This is a genomic window from Dialister pneumosintes (genome assembly GCF_001717505.1).
In the GTDB taxonomy this organism is placed as follows: Bacteria; Bacillota; Negativicutes; order Veillonellales; family Dialisteraceae; genus Allisonella; species Allisonella pneumosinta.
Genome location: NZ_CP017037.1, coordinates 677,270 through 697,472 on the forward strand (window position 1 = coordinate 677,270; position 20,203 = coordinate 697,472).

General features: G+C 33.5%; 17 protein-coding genes. 1 reads left to right on the forward strand and 16 read right to left on the reverse strand.

The window, feature by feature from the left end; translation table 11 throughout:
- Positions 1-37: 37 nt before the first annotated feature.
- From BCB69_RS03355 to BCB69_RS03380, 6 genes are all read right to left on the reverse strand, one after another.
- The gene (locus tag BCB69_RS03355) at positions 38-796 is read right to left on the reverse strand and encodes an ATP-grasp domain-containing protein (protein ID WP_022513484.1); all 759 of its coding nucleotides are present in this window, start codon (positions 794-796) and stop codon (positions 38-40) included.
- 83 nt (positions 797-879) lie between these two features.
- Entirely contained in the window at positions 880-1,671 is a 792-nt protein-coding gene (locus BCB69_RS03360) for an undecaprenyl-diphosphate phosphatase (protein WP_069176999.1), read from the reverse strand.
- A 22-nt stretch (positions 1,672-1,693) separates the two neighbouring features.
- Positions 1,694-2,830 (reverse strand): hypothetical protein, encoded by a 1,137-nt coding sequence (locus tag BCB69_RS03365; protein WP_069177000.1) that lies wholly within the window; start codon positions 2,828-2,830, stop codon positions 1,694-1,696.
- A 128-nt stretch (positions 2,831-2,958) separates the two neighbouring features.
- Positions 2,959-3,387, reverse strand: coding sequence for a flavodoxin (locus BCB69_RS03370; RefSeq protein ID WP_022513487.1), 429 nt, complete (start codon positions 3,385-3,387; stop codon positions 2,959-2,961).
- 86 nt (positions 3,388-3,473) lie between these two features.
- Positions 3,474-4,157: a hypothetical protein gene (locus BCB69_RS03375; RefSeq protein WP_069177001.1), complete on the reverse strand. Its 684-nt coding sequence runs from the start codon at positions 4,155-4,157 to the stop codon at positions 3,474-3,476.
- 2 nt (positions 4,158-4,159) lie between these two features.
- Positions 4,160-5,845 (reverse strand): glutamine--tRNA ligase/YqeY domain fusion protein, encoded by a 1,686-nt coding sequence (locus BCB69_RS03380; protein ID WP_069177002.1) that lies wholly within the window; start codon positions 5,843-5,845, stop codon positions 4,160-4,162.
- A gap of 122 nt (positions 5,846-5,967) precedes the next feature.
- On the opposite strand from BCB69_RS03380, the gene BCB69_RS03385 reads away from it, so the two are divergent.
- Positions 5,968-6,855 (forward strand): fumarylacetoacetate hydrolase family protein, encoded by an 888-nt coding sequence (locus BCB69_RS03385; protein WP_069177003.1) that lies wholly within the window; start codon positions 5,968-5,970, stop codon positions 6,853-6,855.
- Positions 6,856-7,188: 333 nt separating this feature from the next.
- Here the strand turns inward: BCB69_RS03385 and BCB69_RS03390 are convergent, their stop codons facing one another.
- The 10 genes from BCB69_RS03390 to BCB69_RS03435 all read right to left on the reverse strand — a co-directional run bounded on the left by BCB69_RS03390 (position 7,189) and on the right by BCB69_RS03435 (position 20,187).
- A complete protein-coding gene (locus BCB69_RS03390) occupies positions 7,189-8,076 on the reverse strand; it encodes a lysophospholipid acyltransferase family protein (RefSeq protein WP_022513491.1) in 888 nt (295 codons plus the stop codon).
- A gap of 58 nt (positions 8,077-8,134) precedes the next feature.
- Entirely contained in the window at positions 8,135-9,160 is a 1,026-nt protein-coding gene (gene lpxD, locus BCB69_RS03395; protein ID WP_022513492.1) for a UDP-3-O-(3-hydroxymyristoyl)glucosamine N-acyltransferase, read from the reverse strand.
- Between the two features lie 38 nt (positions 9,161-9,198).
- A complete protein-coding gene (locus BCB69_RS03400) occupies positions 9,199-9,621 on the reverse strand; it encodes an OmpH/Skp family outer membrane protein (protein WP_022513493.1) in 423 nt (140 codons plus the stop codon).
- Positions 9,622-9,636: 15 nt separating this feature from the next.
- The gene (locus BCB69_RS03405; protein ID WP_069177004.1) at positions 9,637-10,572 is read right to left on the reverse strand and encodes a hypothetical protein; all 936 of its coding nucleotides are present in this window, start codon (positions 10,570-10,572) and stop codon (positions 9,637-9,639) included.
- A gap of 8 nt (positions 10,573-10,580) precedes the next feature.
- Positions 10,581-11,093, reverse strand: coding sequence for an OmpH/Skp family outer membrane protein (locus BCB69_RS03410; protein WP_022513495.1), 513 nt, complete (start codon positions 11,091-11,093; stop codon positions 10,581-10,583).
- Positions 11,094-11,109: 16 nt separating this feature from the next.
- A complete protein-coding gene (locus BCB69_RS03415) occupies positions 11,110-12,420 on the reverse strand; it encodes a Tat pathway signal sequence (protein WP_147360780.1) in 1,311 nt (436 codons plus the stop codon).
- Between the two features lie 8 nt (positions 12,421-12,428).
- Complete coding sequence (locus tag BCB69_RS03420) at positions 12,429-14,453, reverse strand: BamA/OMP85 family outer membrane protein (protein WP_107528611.1); 2,025 nt, start codon at positions 14,451-14,453, stop codon at positions 12,429-12,431.
- A gap of 49 nt (positions 14,454-14,502) precedes the next feature.
- Entirely contained in the window at positions 14,503-15,072 is a 570-nt protein-coding gene (locus BCB69_RS03425) for a hypothetical protein (RefSeq protein WP_069177005.1), read from the reverse strand.
- Between the two features lie 108 nt (positions 15,073-15,180).
- Complete coding sequence (locus BCB69_RS03430) at positions 15,181-15,819, reverse strand: sigma-70 family RNA polymerase sigma factor (protein WP_022513499.1); 639 nt, start codon at positions 15,817-15,819, stop codon at positions 15,181-15,183.
- Between the two features lie 9 nt (positions 15,820-15,828).
- A complete protein-coding gene (locus BCB69_RS03435; protein WP_069177006.1) occupies positions 15,829-20,187 on the reverse strand; it encodes a translocation/assembly module TamB domain-containing protein in 4,359 nt (1,452 codons plus the stop codon).
- Between the last annotated feature and the right edge of the window lie 16 nt (positions 20,188-20,203).

The following is a 20,203-nucleotide window of genomic DNA, read 5'->3' on the forward strand; positions in this document are numbered from 1 at the left end:
AAACAATCGACATCACAAAGTATAATCTCTTATCTAATTATTTGCCTCCCATAACAAATTTAGAAGCATCCTTTGTTAATTCTTTCCATCTGGTTATTAAAATTTGAATATATTTTTCCGGGTGTAATCCATAACTCATAAGCCCATATCCATCACTAACTTCCACTAATAAAGTTTTTCCTTCGCTCGTTATACCAAAATCCAATGCATAAGCACTGGGCGCAGATTTAAAAGCAGTTACTGCTTTTTTTAAAATTTCTACATCCGGAAAAACATCCCATGCACCTTGATAAGGATTTATCCCAATAATTTCTCCGTGTAAGACCCACAATCTCCACTCTGATACAAACTGAACATATTCACTACACCAAATATCAATATCATCTACTCCACCACCAAGCTTTATTAAATCCTCACATCGATTTAATACAGTTCCACGAAATCTTTTGACATCTTTTAGTGGCTTAACAAAAATATGACAAGATTCTTTATTGATAGCATCGGTAACATTTTGAGTAACATCAAATAATGTGGATTTCCAAATTTTACGTCCAGCAAAAGAAAGCAACTCCTCCGGATAATCTAAAGGTTCAGGATGTACTCCCAAATTATCCAAAGCAACCAATACATCAGAATAACTACCAACCACTACATCTTCCGGTAAATTATTCTCTATTGAATAAATTGCTTTATATCTTACAACATCAATTCCTAATTTTTGGCAACCAATAAATGCATCATTACAATTCTGATTATAAAATTCGCCATTATGAGAAATACGAAGATACGCTTTCATCGATTACACCTCATAAGATACAAATTTACTTCTAAAGTTACATATATAATTATATGTTTTTTTTATCCACCATTCAAGTTGAATCAAAAAAAGTAAATCCAAGCTATTAATGCAATAACAAAGCGATATACAGCAAACCCGGTCAATGTATATCGATTAAGAAACTTTAAAAACCATACAATAGAACCATATGCTACTACGAAAGAGGTAATAAATCCTATTGCTAAAATAGCAAAATCTGATAATTGAAGAAACTTTACTACTTTAAGCAAATCATAAATACAAGCAATAAACATAAGTGGAACAGCCATAATAAAAGAAAAATCTGCAGCTGCTTTTCGAGAAATCCCAAGCAATAATCCACCGGAAATAGTACTTCCACTTCTTGAAAAACCCGGCCATAATGAAAGACATTGAAACAGTCCTATAGAAAGAGCTTGTTTGGAAGTAATTTCATCTACATTACGAATATATAATTTTTTTCTCTTTTTCTCAGCAAAAATCATAAAAACACCACCTATAATTAATCCAATAATTACAGTATGTGGCCCAAATAAATATTTTTTTATGAGTCCATGCGACAGATATCCCAATAAACAGGCAGGGAGCATTGCAATTGCTAAATTAAGTCCGGAAGCTCCCTTCCTCTGAAACCAATTCTCAGGATTTAACATATAAATAAATTTATTCCGATATACGGCTAGTACTGCTAAAATTGCTCCCAGTTGAATAAACACATCAAAAACATCAGCCAGCGTACCTGTAAAGCCTAATAGGTGCCCTACAATAATTAAATGCCCTGTACTAGATACGGGTATATATTCAGTTAAACCTTCAACAATACCAATGATTATGGCACAAAAATATTCGTACATATTTATTTCCACCCTTGTTTAACTATGATTTATTAGAATGATTTACCTTTTTATTAACATGTGAAATTACTGCAATATTTGAAACTTTTTTATCTTTAAAGTAAATTAATAAAACTCCATTTTTATAAGTCGGTATATATACATATACCTTTTCTATCTGTCCATCTACTACATTAATTTCTATTTTTGACGGTTTTCCATATAAAAACTCGACAGTATCAACAGTGTCTCCGATTGTAATTCCACGATTAGTTAACATATTTTTATCAGTAATAAAAAGGCTTTGAATCTTATGATTTTTATCACTTTCTCTTACAGCATACCCTGAATAGTACCATTGGGTAATTCCTTTACCAACCCATTTCTTTTCCCAAGTATCCCATGAATGTGCTAAAAAAACATCGCCTAAATGAAATCCTGCTATATGCAAATCATCGGTTCCAATGGTTCCTGTAGGAACTATTTCAAAAGATTTTTTAGGTGAAAATTCCATATATTCTTTGTATAAAAATTGAATACTTTCAACTTTATCACTTACAATTTGAAAGCATATAATTTTATCTTCATATCCATATAAAAAATAAAAAGAGTGTTTTTTTCCATTCCACAAGATAGAATCCGGTTTTCCATAAGTCCGTAATACATTTTCACGTAACATTCCTACAGAAATACCTCTATAAGTAGACTTTGTTTCTTTCCCTAAAGATAAATCAAAAAGCCCTGATTTAATACTTCTACCTAAAGAAAAATTTGACTCTGTATAAGTAGTTGGTAAAGGTTTATGAAAGGTTCCAATTATATTTCCCCATGCGTATTGTGTCAAAATACTACCATTTTTTACTGAATCCGGTTTTCCTAATTTATTAATAAGGTTTGATTCTTCATCTCCCAATACGACTCCTTGCCATACAAAATCTGAGGCATTTACTGATATTTTATTAATACCAAGTAAATTCTCCTCTTGTACTTCTATACTATCTATGTTCTGATTTACAGTCTTAACGTCCTCTTTTTCTGAATGTACTTTTGTGTCAATAAGTTGCTTATCTTCTTTATGCAGGTCAAGAGAATCTTCTGCCTGAATCATTGTATTTCCGAAAACAAAGGTAGACAAAATAAAAACTGCAGCTATCCCTTTTATGTGTTTTTCCCACTTCATTATAATTCTCCCTAACTAGTTTACTAATAAGGCTTATATAAGAGTATAGCATATCTATAATAGCTTATTTATAATTTCATCAAAAAAGCTCATAGTAAAATAGACATTTTACTATGAGCTCTCTTCATTTACACACCGGCAATTACTTTTCCGAGTTCTCTGCATAATTCTAATGCATCATCATCCGGATAGCTATATGCTTTAACCGGCTCTGCTGCTAATTCAACTCCAGCTTCAGTTAAACGATTTTTCCAAATTTGAATCCATTCTCCTTCATTCCAGGAGTAAGAACCAAAAATACCTACGGTTTTCCCCTGAAGTTCAGGTAATAATTCTTCAAAAAATGGTTCAAAGTCGTATTCTTCTAAATTTTCATTTCCCATTGCAGGGCAACCTAAAATGATTTTATCAAAAGCTGCTACATCACCAGCACTGGTATCACCGACAAAACTAAGTTCTACATCAGCCCCTGCATTTCTAGCGCCTTCTTCTACAGCTTGTGCCATAGCTTCTGTATTACCGGATCCGGTCCAGAATACGATAGCAATTTTATTCATTTTATATTCCTCCTAGTATATAAATATTTTTACCTTTTGTTATATTACTTGCTAACGATTATGTTGTCAAACCAATTAATGTGTTTTTATTTAGAGCTTTTTAAATACCCTGTAATCTGTTTTTTCTGTGGTAATTTTCTCTTATTTACCATAGCCTGTATTAAATTCGTAAGCTGCCCCTGACCGGCATCTGAATTAATAACTCCTAATACGATACGGGCGTTACTAATTTGTAATACTATTTGATAAGCCTCTTTGTAAATAACTCCTTCTTCCCGTTTTGTAAGGATAACACGTCCTTCCCATCGAGGATTCTTTTTGTCCTGTACTTTTCTAAGAGGCTTAGGGGCAGTATACGCAGCTCCATATTTAACAAAAATTTCATTAATATAATCCGCAATCATATCTAATTGCTCTTCTTGTGTTTCTTTACCGGTAGTTGTAACTCCTGCTTTTAACAAATAAGGATATCCCACTTCTTCCGAAAGAGCCCACCCATACGAATAATGGGGAGGCTTGGAATAAGTCATTACATAATAGTGACCATTCTTAACTGTGTTTTTACCAAAATACCATTCAGAATATTGTTCATTATCTATAAAAGGTATAGAGTCATATATGCCCTCTGTAAATTCTACATTAGCAGGTAATTTCATGCTTCCAATCCCCGGTAGCTCCCAAGTACTTGCCGCTATTACAGTTTGACTGATACTTGCCATAAATCCGGTTGCTATCATAGCAAATAAACAAAGAATTTGTTTTTTCTTCATAATTATTTCCCTTGTTGAACCTTTTGTTTTTCTTTTGCCCAAGTATCGCGCAATCCAACAATTCTATTAGCTACTAAATAATTTTCTCTAGAATCTTTATCTAATATAAAATATCCCTTACGTAAAAACTGGAATCGGCTACCTACTGCATATTCCTTAATAGCCGGTTCTGCTTTACCATGCATAATTTGTAAAGAGTTTTTATTAATCTTTTCCATAAAATCACGATTATCTTCTTCATCTTCTTTAGGAATAAGGTAATCATAAAGTCGACATTCTACTTCTACTGCTGTTTTTTCTGCAACCCAATGTAAAGTTCCTTTTACCTTACGTTCAGCCCCCGGAGTTCCACTTCTGGTATCCATATCACAAGTGCAATGAATTTCAAGGATTTCTCCTTGCTTATTTTTAATAACATCATCACATTTAATAATATAAGCACCTTTAAGTCTTACTTCCTTTCCCGGAGTCATTCTAAAGAATTTCTTTATTGGATTTTCCATAAAGTCTTCTCTTTCAATAAATAAATTCTTTCCAAATGGAACTTGTCTTGTTCCTATAGTAGGATCTGATGGATTATTTTCTAAAGTAATATATTCAATTTTGTCTTCCGGATAATTAGTAAGTACAACTTTAATTGGATCTACAACTGTCATAATTCTAGGTGCTTTATCTTTGAGATCTTCACGAATACAGTATTCCAACATACCAATATCAACTGTACTGTTTGCTTTAGAAATTCCAATTAATTCACAAAAATGACGTAGAGACTCCGGTGTATAACCACGACGCTTCAATCCTGCAATAGTTGCTAATCGCGGATCATCCCATCCTGAAACAACATGTTCTTCAACCATTCGACGTAATTTGCGTTTACTTGTAATCATAGTCGTTACATTTAAACGAGCAAATTCAATTTGTCTCGGTTTTTCTTTACCAGCAAAAGCTTGTAAACACCAATTATAAAGTGGGCGTCGTTCTTCAAATTCCACAGTGCAAATAGAGTGTGTAATGCCTTCTAATGCATCAGAAAGTGGATGTGCAAAATCATAAAGAGGATAAATACACCAAGTATCTCCGGTTCTATGATGGGTCGCTCTCAAAATACGATAAAGCACAGGATCTCTCATAACTATATTAGGAGAGGCCATATCAATTTTAGCTCTAAGTACTTTAGCACCATCCGGATACTTGCCATTTTTCATTTCTTCAAACAATTTTAAATTTTCTTCTATGGAACGATTTCTCCAGGGACTTTCTACCCCAGGATTTTCTAAATCCCCACGAGTCTCTTTAATTTCTTCACTTGTCTGATCATCAACATAAGCTAAACCCATGCGAATCAATTTACAAGCAAATTCATATAACTGTGGAAAATAATCTGATGCATAATGTACCGGCTCTTCCCACTTAAAGCCTAACCATTTCACATTATCAAGAATTGCATTCACATATTCCACATTTTCTTTTGATGGGTTAGTATCATCAAAACGTATGTTGGTTAATCCATTATATTTCATAGCAATTCCAAAATTAAGGCAAATACTCTTGACATGACCAACATGCAAATATCCATTAGGTTCCGGTGGAAAGCGTGTTAAAACTCTACCATTCGCATATACATGATTTTCAATATCTTTATTGATTTCTGCCTCAATGAAATTAGAAGACTCTACCATTTCGCTCATAACTATGCCTCCAAGAAAATTTATTTATATTTCATTTTATCATATTGTCAATTTCATTCAAGTTACCTGCCCTTCTTGTGTTATAATTTAACAAATATTATTCAATAAAAGAGAGGATTATTATGCAAAGACTTATTTCCTATTCCTATCAAGGGCTTAAACAATGGGGTGTAATGACAACCGATGGAACCGGTATCTATTCTGCATTGAAGCTGGAAGAAACCTACTTTATTCCTTTAGCAGAAACCATAGAAGAATTTATTCGCTTTGGTGAAGAAGGCCTTTTAAATCTGGCGAAAATGCTTGAAATGAACAAAAAGGATCAGTCCGTAATACCTATCCCTGTATCCCAGGTTCAAATTGAAATCCCCTTTTATCCACAACGTAATATTTTTTGTGTTGGAAAAAATTTTGAAAAACATGCAAAGGAGCTTTCTCTTTTTCAAAATACACTTCCTGAAACACCTATTTTTTTTACTAAATCCAACACATCTGTAATCGGACCTAATGAACTCATTGATTCTCATGTTGATATAACCTCTAAATTAGACTATGAAGGAGAATTAGCTGTTATTATTGGAAAGCAAGGTACCGACATTTCAGAGGAAGAAGCAATAAAACATGTTTACGGATATACAATTATCAATGATATAACCGCTAGAGATTTACAAAATAAACAAGGACAATGGTTTAAGAGTAAAAGCTTAAATACTTTTTGTCCTATGGGTCCATCTATAATGGTAGGTGCTTGGCCATTCCCATTTACGATTTATACAAAAGTAAATGGGAATTTAAGACAGGAAAGTTCCAGCTCCGACTTTATTTTTTCTATTCCTAAAATTATTGCATCTCTGTCTGAAGGCATGACATTACTTCCCGGTGATATAATTGCACTAGGTACTCCTTCCGGAGTAGGAATGGCAATGAACCCACCTCAATTCTTAAAAAAAGGGGATGAAATTGAAATTACAATTGATCCTATAGGGATATTAAAAAACAAAGTAAAGTAATAAACAAAAAGACTATCAATCGATAGTCTTTTTGTTTGCATAAATTAAAGATATATTCTGTTTATTTATTAATAATAGAATGGTCTTCTAAAAGAATTCTATGATACATCGTCATAATAATTGACCTATTTCCCACGTGAATCCCGTTAATGCTGCCCGGAATAACTGTATATCCCATAAGTGAATAAAATAATATTTTTACCGCTTATAGTACTTTAACCATGATAAAAAATACGGAAACTTATTGATTACCTTTTCTTTTAAAAATAATAATATCCCAAATATTTTCTATGTCTCCCTTTTTATTTGGTATTCATATACCTCTAACATATTTTATTTCCATTCCGGATGTAATCGATCTGTCCATTTCCATCTATTATGCAACCAAAACCATTCCCCCGGGTATTTCTTTATCCAATTTTCCAATCGTTGATTGATTTTATCGGTTACATTATGAATTGCTTCTTTCTTATCTAATCCTTCATCAGGAATAATCGGATCTCCAATAATAATTTCATAATGCCCTGCTTCTGTTTCATGAATTAAAGCAGTCATTACCGGTAAATTACATAAAATAGAGAAATGAGCAGGACCGGAAGGTGTAAGTGTCATTTGTTTAAAAAACATAGAACCTATTCCTGTATTTCCCGGATCTTGATCACAAAGAAGCCCTACAAAATATCCTTGCTTAAGTCTCCTTAACATGTCTCGAACTCCTGTTTTATATTCGACAGTTTGTCCTACCATAGATCTATATTCAGTTAAAAACTGGTCAAACTCTTTATTTACTTGCTGCATTGCAACAGAAAGAATAGGATAACCATACAAAGCCAGAGCCGCACCTTCTATTTCCCAATTTCCACAATGTGTTGCTGCAAGAATGCAACCTTTCCCTTCTTCGATAAGTTTATCCAACTTTTCTTTGCCCGTAATAGTCACCTTGTCTTTTATATTTTCTTTCGTTAAAAGGGGAAATCTACACATAGATACAGCCAATTCGCCAAATCGAACAGAAGATATTTTTGCAATTTGCTCCGCTTCTTTTTCATCAGTAGTAATACCTGCTCGTAGTATATTTTGTACTGCTAACTTTTTTCTTCTTTTCGGTACTAACAACCAAAAAAACTCTCCTAGTTTATCTCCTAATTTTTTTGATTGGTTCTCAGAAAGTTTACAGCAAAACCAGCTTAAACTTTTTAATAAAAAATAATTACCTTTCATATAGACCTCATACTTATAACAAAAAAAGATGCAAACTGCACCTTTTTCAGTATAAAAATCACTTATTGCCGATTAGTTGTTCAACTGCCTTTTGAAGTTGCCTTAATTGTTTTCTCATTTCCGAAAGACGAGAAGTTAAAACCTGAGTGCGCCCCCATTCACTACGTGGTATAGCAGGAAATCCAACATACTCGCCCGGCTTATCTATTTTCCCAATCACCCCTGTTTTCCCGCCAAGTGTTACTCTATCAGTAATTGTTGTATGCCCGGTTACTCCTGCTTGACCTGCTAAAACACAATTGTTTCCTACAGTAGTGCTTCCTGCCACCCCAACTTGTGCACACAAAAAACAATCTTCTCCCATTTTTACATTATGCCCAAGATGAACTAAATTATCAATCTTTGTTCCTCTCCCAACAATAGTACTATCCATAGTACTATTGTCTATTGTACTGCATGCTCCAACTTCTACATCATCATATAAAACAACATTTCCAATTTGTCGAATATGTGTATGATGCCCTTTTTCATCAGTAGCAAATCCAAAACCTTGCCCACCAATAACAGCATGAGCACGAAGGGTAACATTGTCTCCAATAATTGTATTTTCATGAATAACCACACCGGGATTAATTTCACAATTTTTACCTATTTGTACATTTTTCCCCACATATACATAAGGATATAAAACCGTTCCCTCTTTAATATGTACATATTCATCAATAACACAATAAGGCATAACCGTTACCGTTTCATCTATTACTGCTGATTTTTTTACAATAGCTGTATCATGTATACCCGGTAAAAATTGAGGTGCCGGATGATATAATTCCACCAATTGACTGAAAGCATATTTTGCATCATCACACAAAATAATATTTTTAGTAAAATTTTGTGGCAATTCATCAACTAAAATAACGCCTGCATTGCACTCCTCTATGTACTCCAGATAAATTCCTTGCGCAAAAGTAACATGTGAATTTCCCGCAGCTCTACTTCCTTTTACATCTGAAATTATATGTGTAGGGTCTCCATATAATTGTCCACCAACTATTTCTGCTAATTCAGCCGTTGTTTTATTCATCACGTATCTCCATTACATATTAGGCAAGTTTTTATAATTTAATCTAAACCGGTAAGTACTTCATCCGTAATATCGGTAGCTCCATCAGGTACCATTCCACTACGCATAATAATTGTATATCCTTTATCTTTTGCAATCTTTTGACATTGTGCTTCAATAAGAGATTGCAATTGCTTTTGTTTACTTTGAATAAAAATCGCTTGTTCTTGCTGTGCTTCTACATATTTTTGTTGCAACTCTTCATCAGAAATATCTTGTTGTTGTACAGCAGAAAGGTGTTCTCCAATTTCTTTATTCTTCGCTTCTATTTCCTTCTCAATAGTTTGTACTTTAGCAGATTTCATCTCAATTTTTTGATAATCAACCACCGCTACTTTCTCTTGATTGCCACATCCGGACAATATGGTTGTTCCCATAATCAATCCTATACATGCCAATTTTTTCCACATTGGCTGTCCCATGTTACATCCCTCCATTTATTCATCACGCAATACAGCATCTACCAAGTCTCCGGTAACATCTATAGCATTTATATTTACTTCGTGTTTAGCAAATATCATTTTTAAATTTTTAGCCTGTGCAATAGAGACCGCATTCCTTTGTATATCATCCATAATTTGTTTTTTTAATACAGCCATTTGATTTTGCTTATCACTGATACGCTGCTTCCATTGTAAGTCCCATGAATCAAATTCAGGTAGTTGATTTATTAAGGCAGCGTGATTCATTCTTTCAAGAGGCTGTTCTTGCATAATCATTTCTCCTACTGTTTTTGCATAGGATTCCAGTTCTTTAGATGCCTCCGATTTAGCACTTTCCATTCTTTCCACTTCAGCAGATGTCCAACCAACCATAGAACCGACTTCTATATGTCTCTTATCCAATAAAGCAGCTATTTTTTGTGTCTTTTCTTGTTTATCTACATCAAAAAGTTCCAATGTAGATAATTGTAGTTGCAAATTAGTAAGTTGATTACTATCTTCAGCAGACAATTTACTTACTATTGCATCTCCTGTTTGTAAAGAATGCTTTTGAGATATTTCTTCATATAGCTGTCTCAGACCTTGATTCAGTTCTTCTTCTTTGATTTTTACTTTAGCGATATATTCTTCTTGTTTCGCTTTAGCAACCAATTGCCCTTGTATCGCATGAGTAATTTTCTCTTGATTAGATGCAATAGAGATAAAATGTTTCTGTTCCGCTTGATAAGTATTCAAAAGATTGTCATATTCTGTCTCTAGTTTAAAATATTCGCTATACTTGGGATGTGCTTTTACTACCGTTTCTAAGTCAATAACACCATATATAGAGCTTACACTTTCTATTTTTTTGTGTTCATAAAAAGAAAACATCGTCCCTATAGCAATACATAAAACAATTAATACTATACCTATTTTAATCGGAGATTTCATAAATTACCTTACTTCTTTTCTGAATCTGTACCTGCTGATTTATTTGCTTGTTGTGCCATAGCATCAGACACTTCTTTAGTAATATCTGTACCTCCATAAATAACAGCACTCTTTTCTACTACAAGAGAGAGTCCTTTTTTAGAAGCAACAGACTTTACTACACCTTCAATACGATCTTTCATATCTTTTTCAATAGCAACTCGTTTTTCATTAAATTCTTGACTCATATCAGCATAAAGCTTCTCTTTCTCTTCATCACTTAAACCTTCTGCTTTAGTATCAAAATCTTTCTTTGTCTGATTTGCTGTTTCTTGCAGTTTCTTCTGGTATTCCATTGCTACCATTTGATTGTTTTTTAATACTTCTTGTTGATCTACTACACCAATATCTGAAGTAGGAGAAGCGTTAGCAACATCCCCCATAGACACCAATGCCATACCGGCAATCGATGCAATAAATACACCTGCTAATGCAAGTGAAAAAATTTTAACATTCTTTTTACTTCCTAATGATGACATCATATTATTTTCTCTCCTCTTATAAATTAACAATAAGTCGAAGCCAATTTCCTTCTTCGTTATTATAAATGTATTCAATAGTCATATAATTATGCAACTTATATAAAACTCCTATTTCATCAATAGAATCTGTAAAATTTCTATCATATTGAAAAGCCCATGATGTACCGAAATCTTTATGCACTAAATAGTGTATTTCATTATTTGAGAAATTATATTTCATTCCCATATAAAATGCTTTTCCGAAATAATGTTGCCATCCACCAAATACATTAAAGGTTACTGGACTTGGATAAAAACGAACTTCACCAAATACTACATCATTTGTACCAACATAATGTCCTAAAAACCCATTAATAGCAGTATTTTTCTTTCCCTCATGACCTATATCCAACCAAGCTTCACCTTGAATAATCCAATGATCAGTAAGTGCATCTACCAAAAGTTCCGTTTCAATCCCCGGGTGAAGTAATGTTTCAATATCTAAATCATATTGTTTTACAAAAGAATCTTGTTCCAACATATTTTTCATATACATTGAAATCTCTTCTCTATGTCTAACAACAAAGTCTACAGGTAGTCCCTCCAAATCCCACATTGTTTGTTCCGTTTTACTTGTTGCTCTATACATAAAAAGCCTTGGTATTGTGGTCTTTCTAAAAGTAAGTTTTCCGGTTCTAATAATTTCACCTCTTGGTACAAGTGAAATATGAACTGTAGTCTCTTCCCCTGAATCTACTTTAAAATGAGCATCAAATTCCGGTAATGCCTGATTAACTATTTGTTGTCCTGCAGTTTGAGAAACACTTTCTGCCCATCCAAGAGAATCTACAGGAAGACCTATAAGTAAATTACTCATCTGATGAGATATATTTACTAAATCTTCCTGAATCAATTCTTGTGCCAATGGCATTATATTTCTATATTCAATAATCGTATTTACTTTCTTTATAGTTTGTCCTACCGGAGAAAGTTTAATATGCATTACCGTTGTGGTTCCATATTCCATTTCTAAACCGGAAACAATATAGCCGGCAACTACTCTATTAACAATATCCGACAAGACTACATTATATTGAGATTGATTTAGTAGGAAAAGATCTTTTTCTTTTCCTACTAAAATACGATTGCCAATTGCGATTATACTTGCCTCAACACGTTGTTTTACAGAAGCCGGCATCTCTTCATCTGTTGAAACCAAATCAACTGTTACTTCCTGTATAGGGGATGCCTCCACATTTACATTTGGGAATAATAATACTCCTCCTAACATACCTGCACATAAAGCTATTTTTAATTTCTTTTGTGTAGAAGGAAACACAGTTATCACTCTCCCATTTAGAACTGTGCACCAAAGCTAAAATGGAACTTATTGCGGTCTCCATGACCATAATCAAGTCTAACCGGACCGATTGGCGTTTGCAAACGGAGACCTACACCAACAGATGCATGAATGGAGTTATCATCCTTATACCAAGGCATCTTGCCTTCCTGAATATCCCATGCACTACCTACATCTGTAAATAATACAGCTTCCACTTTTTTACTTACAGGCACACGATATTCTAATGTAGCTTCATACATTTTACGTCCTTTGAACTGGTCATCTTCATATCCACGAAGTGAATCTGAACCACCTAAATCAAATAAATTATTATAGGAAATGTTACCATTCACATATCCTGCCATTACACGTAATGCTAATACATGTCCATTACTTAATGCCCTATAAAAACGACCTTCTGCAGTAAATTTATAATAATCATAATTACCACCGAGACCATGTCCTCCAACTTCTGCAGAGAAGGATAGTCTACGCCCTTTGGTTGCATTGTAGTAATTATCTCGATTATCAAAAACATGCGTATAGGTAAAACTATTGGTACGCCCAAAGTTTTCCATAATCTTTTTATACCAATCAGATTGTGTATAATCGGCAATATTATTATCTTTTAAATATTTCAACATAACGGATCCGGGTTTAAATCCATTTCTGTTATCATAAGATTCTCTAACGGTTTGGAAATCAAAACGATGTGTACGATATTCCCCGCTAACATGTCCCCAACTAATGTTGAAACCTTTCTTTCTCTTATCGTATTCAGCAATAGTATGTCCGTCAGAATCATAATCATCATAACTATAACGACGATCAAAGACAGATACACCTAAAGAATCTCCATTATCATTTATATATGGATGCGTATAAGAGAGTTCATAATTTTTCCCTTTAGAAGAACCACCAAATTCCCAATGGAGATTTACTTTATCACCTGTTCCACGGAAATTATTTTCACCAAGTTCCAAGATTCCCACCATTCCATCAGAATGAGAGTATCCTGCCCCAACAGTTACAACACCTGTTTTCTGTTCTATTACATCAATTTCTACTATTACATTGTGATCATTAACATCACTTGGAAGCAATCGCATATTAACATCTTCAAAGAAGCCTAAGTTATAAAGGCGTTCTATACTTCGACTTGCTAAATATTTGTTAAACGGTTTTCCTTTCTTCAGTCTAAGTTCCCTAAGGATTACCTTATCCTTGGTCTTTTCATTACCAATAAGTTGGATATCTTCAACATTACCTTCCGCAATTTTAACTCTAAGCGTTCCATCTTCTGTAACTGTAATATCATTAATAGAAACTAAAATATATCCTTGCTGTAAATAAAGATTTTCAATTTCTTTTACATGTTGAGATACTAATGCAAAATTTAAAACACTATCTGACGGAATTTGCATAATAGATTCTAACTCTGCATTAGAAAAAACTGTATTACCTTCAAAATCCACCTTATGAATAATTGGATTAGATACCATAACAAAAGTCAAGTCCATTCCTTCAGGAACTGCTTTAAACATAGGAGAAATCTGTGAGAAAACTCCTGTGCCACCTAATGCAGCTATATCCTTATGAATAGATTCCATCGATATAGAATCTCCAATCTTTTCTGTCACTAAAGGTAATAATTGTGCTTTTACCTCTTCAGGCACCCCTGAAAAATCAATGGAAGTCAATTTTTGTCCGACAGCTTTGGCAATCTCTTCGTTATCGGAAGGTGCTAGATACATAGAAGCATCACCTACGGAAGATGAATTTGTCATACCTTGAATGCTTCTATCCATTATGCCGGAATTAGTTTCTTCAGTAAAAGATTCCATCGACATGTCTATACTTTCAGGAACTGTAACAGAAACCGGTTCTGTTTCTGTTAACATACTTTCCATTTCTCCACGGTTAACATTAAACATTTGGCTTTCTGTTACATGAGAACCATTAGCTGCATAAACATTAAATCCAGTAAGCGACATTACGATAGCAGACGCTAATAATGTTTTCTTATACTGTATAGTCATTGATTGAAATCCTCCTAAAAATAAAACTTTATTTATACTTAATATATAATTACTGACCGCGCAATGCACGTCCAGCTTCACCAACAACGCTTTGTATTTCCCTTGCACTCATTATAGAGTTTGATTCTATCATATGTTCGGATGCTATTGACATATGATTTTCTATGCTTTCTTCATAACCTTGACTATTTATTGCTATTTCAGATGCTTCTACCGAATTAAGTTCTGACTTTGGTAATTGAGTATCTGCGTAATCTATATTTTCTTGTTTCACTATATCTGAAGATGTAGTGATACTAATTCCTTTAGCAGTATCAACTAAAAATTGAGACTCTACTTCAGAATTATCCTTTCGAATATTATCTGAAGTTACATTTATACCCTTGTGAAAAAAAGAGCCACCTATAAATATAGTTATTGCTATTATAAAGGTTCCTGTTCGAATACACCATTTTTTAGTATTTGCCCATTTATGAACCTCATCTAGCCGTTGTATTTCTGCTCGAGCCATAATTAAATTAAGCTCTCCTGATAAATTTTTTTGGCTGGAAAATGATTTTTCTGCTTTTTCTAGCCACTTACGAATAGCTCTCACCCGACTTATTTTATCTCCAGGCATAGGAATTCCTCCTTTTTAAAATAATCGGATATCTATTATATAAAGTAAACCATCAAACATTGATGAAATCTTGATTTATCTATCATTTTCTTCATTTATCTTCTATATTCACTTATTTTCAAGCCACTTCCTCTCGTGCATAAGCTTGGAAAGTATCCCTCTTAAACGCCGAATCCCTTTCTTTTCAAGCTGATATACATAAGTTGCGCTTACATCCATTATATTTGCAGTTTCCAACGCAGATTTTTCCTGGTAATACACATTTTGTATTACATCTTTTTCTCTTTTAGGTAATCTTTCAAATGCTTGCTCAATAGCTTTATTAAGTTCTCTTCTATCAGCACATTCAAAAGCTACATCAGGAACCATTTTATTAAAAAGCGGATTCTGTATTTGTTCATCTTGTTGATCAAAAAGAAGTTCTTTCTGTGCAATTCTAAGAAAATCAATCATTCTACCACGCACTCTATGCAGTGCATATAAAGAGAATGCCACACCTGAAGTATGATTATATCGTTCAGCTGCTTCCATAAGCCCTACTACACCTTCTTGAATTAAATCAAGAATTAAAGTCTCTTGTAGTTGATACTTTAGTGCCTCTTTAAACACTAAGAGTTGATAATGCTCAATTAACTCTTGTCTCGCTTCTATTTGTCCCTCTATTTTAAATTTATGCCACAATAAAGATTCTTCTTGTTGTGTAAGTTTATTAAGCCCTTTTAGAGACTGTATATACTCCGCAAGCATATGACTCTCCTAAAAATTAAATTTCCAATCAGCACCAATATATGTATCGTGGTTACTATTATACCATGCTGATATACCGACACGTGATTTTAAGTCGTAGTGAAATCCAACGCTCTTCTGCTCATTATTAATACCGGTAGTTGCCATTAACATAAAATCATTAAACAAATATTTTCCAATCTTAATATAGTAGTAATTATTATGTTGTGCAGCAACGCCTTCATAACCATCCATTAAACTTGACGTGATATTTATATAATCCAACCCTACTAACTCTTTCACATAAGTTTGTACACCACTGCTATTAAATACCATTTGCAAACCGGCATTAAACAGAGCATTTTGTAAGCCCTCTTCATTTTTTCCTAATAAATCAGTATTCGTAGTAAGTAGCATTACAATTTGTGAATCATTAAGTATCGGTTCACTTGAAAGTTCAAATTTAAAATCTCCCGGCACACCATTTAATTTCATTGCAATTTTATAGTTGCTCACTTTACTATTTGCTTTAAGATGTACTACCGGAAGTAGTGATTCTGATGCACCACCCCAAATAGCATATCCCTCTGATACATTAAAAACATTCGATAAATAATGAATATTCCCCTGTAGAATATCTACACGCCCTGTTGTAATCGGTTCTGATAACAGTCCGTCAATCTTAATATTCCCTTTAATTACCAAATCATAAATTAAACTATTATATAACTTGACTTTATCACCAATAGTAATATCAATTTGTGCTGCAAGAGGAATTGAATTATCATCGGACTCTAAAGAAAGAGGAACATCTATAGTTGCATCATGGATTATGATGTTTCCTTTTAACTCAGGTGTGCCATACAAGTCCTCAACAGTAAAATCAGCATCACAGGCTCCAGTATAATAAACAGATTTTATAGAAGGAGCATGCAAATGTGCTTCCCCATTATAAGTAATAATTTTTCCTTTATTCCATCCAATAGTACCTTTCGCAGAAGTAACTCCTTCTCCGACATCCGCATTAACATTAACATTCATTGATTTTCCATTAAAGTCAATAGCTCCATTAATACCGGATAATGGTTCCTTCATCGTTTGTAAAATGATATTGCCATTTTTAACAATAATATTCCCTGTTAATAAAGGATCGTCCCAATCTCCAGTTACTTTTAACTGTCCATGAATAGGTCCTTCTGCTTGTGCCACAGACTTACTTAACATAGCAAGCAAATTAAGATCGGCATGATCTAAGTTAAAAGATAAATTAAATGGAATGTTACTAGATAGATTTTTACGAGTAATAAAACTTATCGGCATAGAACCGGAAACAGATGCTTTATAAGGCCCTTTAGTTGCTAAGCCTTGATTAATAAATATCTTTCCATCTGCAACTGTTCCCATAATAAACAGCTTATCAAAATCAGTTCCGTCATAGGATGGATTATCTATCCCGATAGATACTTCTGCATTCGGTTTATCTACTGTTCCATTAACCTTTACCCCGGCAGTTAAATGTCCTTTAACAAAAGTATCGGTTTTTCCGACTATTCTAGGAATCCATGAAATATCCATATCTTTAGCTGCCACTTGAATATCAAGTTCCCCATCCGGCGTAGAAAATCCTTTGGCTGCCAACAAACCACTTCCAACCGGTATTCTAAAGGATCGTATCATTAATGCTTTATTTTTATAAGATAAATCAATCTTCCCTTCAGAGATTAAAGTTTCTCCTACTTGCCCCCTAACTATATTTGCTAATAAATCCACATTTAAGTTATTAATATCTCCACTTAAATGCATATTACCATTTACGATACCTGACACTTCATACAACGATACTTGCATAAACTTAGCAATTTCAGATATATCCCATTCTGAAAATTGTAGCACCCCATTAATAACCCCCGACTCGATATTTATACTTCCTTTCCATGTAAAGCTTCCTGTTCCTTGTTGAAAAATCCCCTGATTCACAAATAAAACCTGATTGAAATACTCCACTTGCGCAGATAAATGTTTCATATAAGCATCACCAATTTTCAGCTGCTCACTTTCAACAGTTCCAATAAAACGAGGAGATGTTATATTTCCACTTACATGCCCATGCAGTGTAACTTTTCCATCTACACTGTCCTTCTGTAAAATACGCCTTACATCTACATTGGTTAAATTAACTTCTAGATCCAATGCATCGGAAGAAATATTTCCATGTAACAATATATTGCTATCATATATATTTCCCATACCGTTATTTAAAGATAATTGTCCATTTTTATAACTATAATGAGTAGAAAAACTTTGAAATAATTCTCCCATCACAGAACCATTTCGTGCAACAATATCTCCATCAATTATAGGCATATCTATTGTTCCGGTAATCGTCATATCATTATCGACCCACCCGGTTACTTCATAAGGTAAATTACCCGCTTTTAAAATATTTTCAATACGTATATTACTGCTGTTAATTTGCAAATTTAACTTTTTTTCATTTTTTAGTCCAATAGCACCGGTAACAACGTGCATACCTTTATTATCTTTCCAATGAATAGAATCAAAAATGATTTCATCAGAAGTCATTAAAAGATTTCCTTGAATCACATTATAAGGTACCCCATGTATTTCTCCATCAGTAGCATATACACGACCGCTAAGTACAGGATGTTCTAAATTACCATTAAGAGTGCCTTTAAAAGCCCCTGCTCCGGACATATTTATACCAACCAGAGAGGAAAACGGTTCTAAGTCTATATTTACAACATGTGTATTTAAATCCATATGCGAGGTTGAATAAACGCCATCCACATGAACGCTCCCTGCGCCACTTCTTCCATCTAAAGAAGAAATATAATAATTATCTCCTAATTTACTGATAGTAGCAGTTAAAGAATTTAAAAGCAGATCTTTATAAGATATATTGCTAGAGGATATTATCATATATCCATCCTGTTCATTATAAGAAAACTTACTTGAAACAGCTTGGGCTCTAATTCCGAACCCTCTAATATTTTCACCTTGTATATCTCCATTGGCAGATAAAAGATGTATCGTGTCCGTATAATTCCCTTGTAAAGAAATTTGTCCTGTAACTATCCCTTCTATACCTATAGATTTTACAATATTTTTTAAATCTGCTTGCTTTGCATATGCATCAATAGTAAAAGTATTATCTGTACTATGATAAAGAGCATTCCCTACAATGTAACCATTACCGGTATATAGTTCCCCGGAAATCACTTGAAAGTTTTCTCCATCCCAAGAAAATCCCCCTCGTACTTCATCTGCAATATTTTCTCCTACCCCAACTTTTTTTCCATAAACCATTCCGGTCGCAGTAGTTTTTCCGTCAAAATAGGACACATGAATATCTCCAGATAAATTTCCTGTTAAAGTTTCATTTATAAATAAATCAGAAATATTTGTATGATTCAAGTGAAAATCACCATATAAACTTGTTTCTTTAATCCAATCTGCAGAAAATGTACCTGTAATCCATTGTCCATTAACTTTAGCGGCTAATTTTTTTACATAAATGCTATTATTATACAAATTAAAATCACAGCTACCATTAGATATATGATAACTCTTATAATCTGCTAAAACATTTTGTAAAGCACCCTCCAAATGATATGTAAGTACTCCATTTTTACACCAAAAAGAACTGGTTTGCAAATGAAGTTCCCCATCTACATTTTTAATATCTTTCAATGATTCAGGAAGTGCAATTCCTATATTTTCTAACAACTTTATAGAAAACTTTCCTTGAGAAAATTTTCCTTTAAAGTCTTTATCATCATAATAATAAAAATCTCCTACTAAGTTTTCCTTGTTATAAAGAAAACTTACTGCTCCATGAATTGCCTGTTCATCATCCCAATAAAGCTGACCATTTACATTTTCAGTATAAATTTCAACATTATTAACAGTAGCTAAAACACGTCCACCTTTTATAATTACCCGCCCATAAAAAGAAGCTCTTTGTTCGTTATCATCAGTTTTAATAAGATTTTTGAAATTCCATTCTTGTTCTTTAACTATTATGAAAGTAGGTTGTTCAAGAATGACTTTAGTAATAGCTCCCAGTTTATTTCCATTATCAAAAAAAGAGCGCATTAAAGCACATATAGACCATTCTACAGTTAATTCAGGCAACTTTAATACATCTCTGCCATAGATATCCTTTAATTCTATCTCTCTCAATCGAATATTATAGCTTGGAGTAAGTTCTATTTCTTTCCAAGAAAGTTGTCCATTAATTTTTTCTTGTACGACAGTTTCTGCTGCATTGTTGACAGCCGGTACAAACCAAAAACGTGCCAACACTGTAGCTATCAGGAGCAACAATACAAAAATAGCTCCTAATACACCCCATCGCTTAGTCCACATGTGCCTCACTTATAAG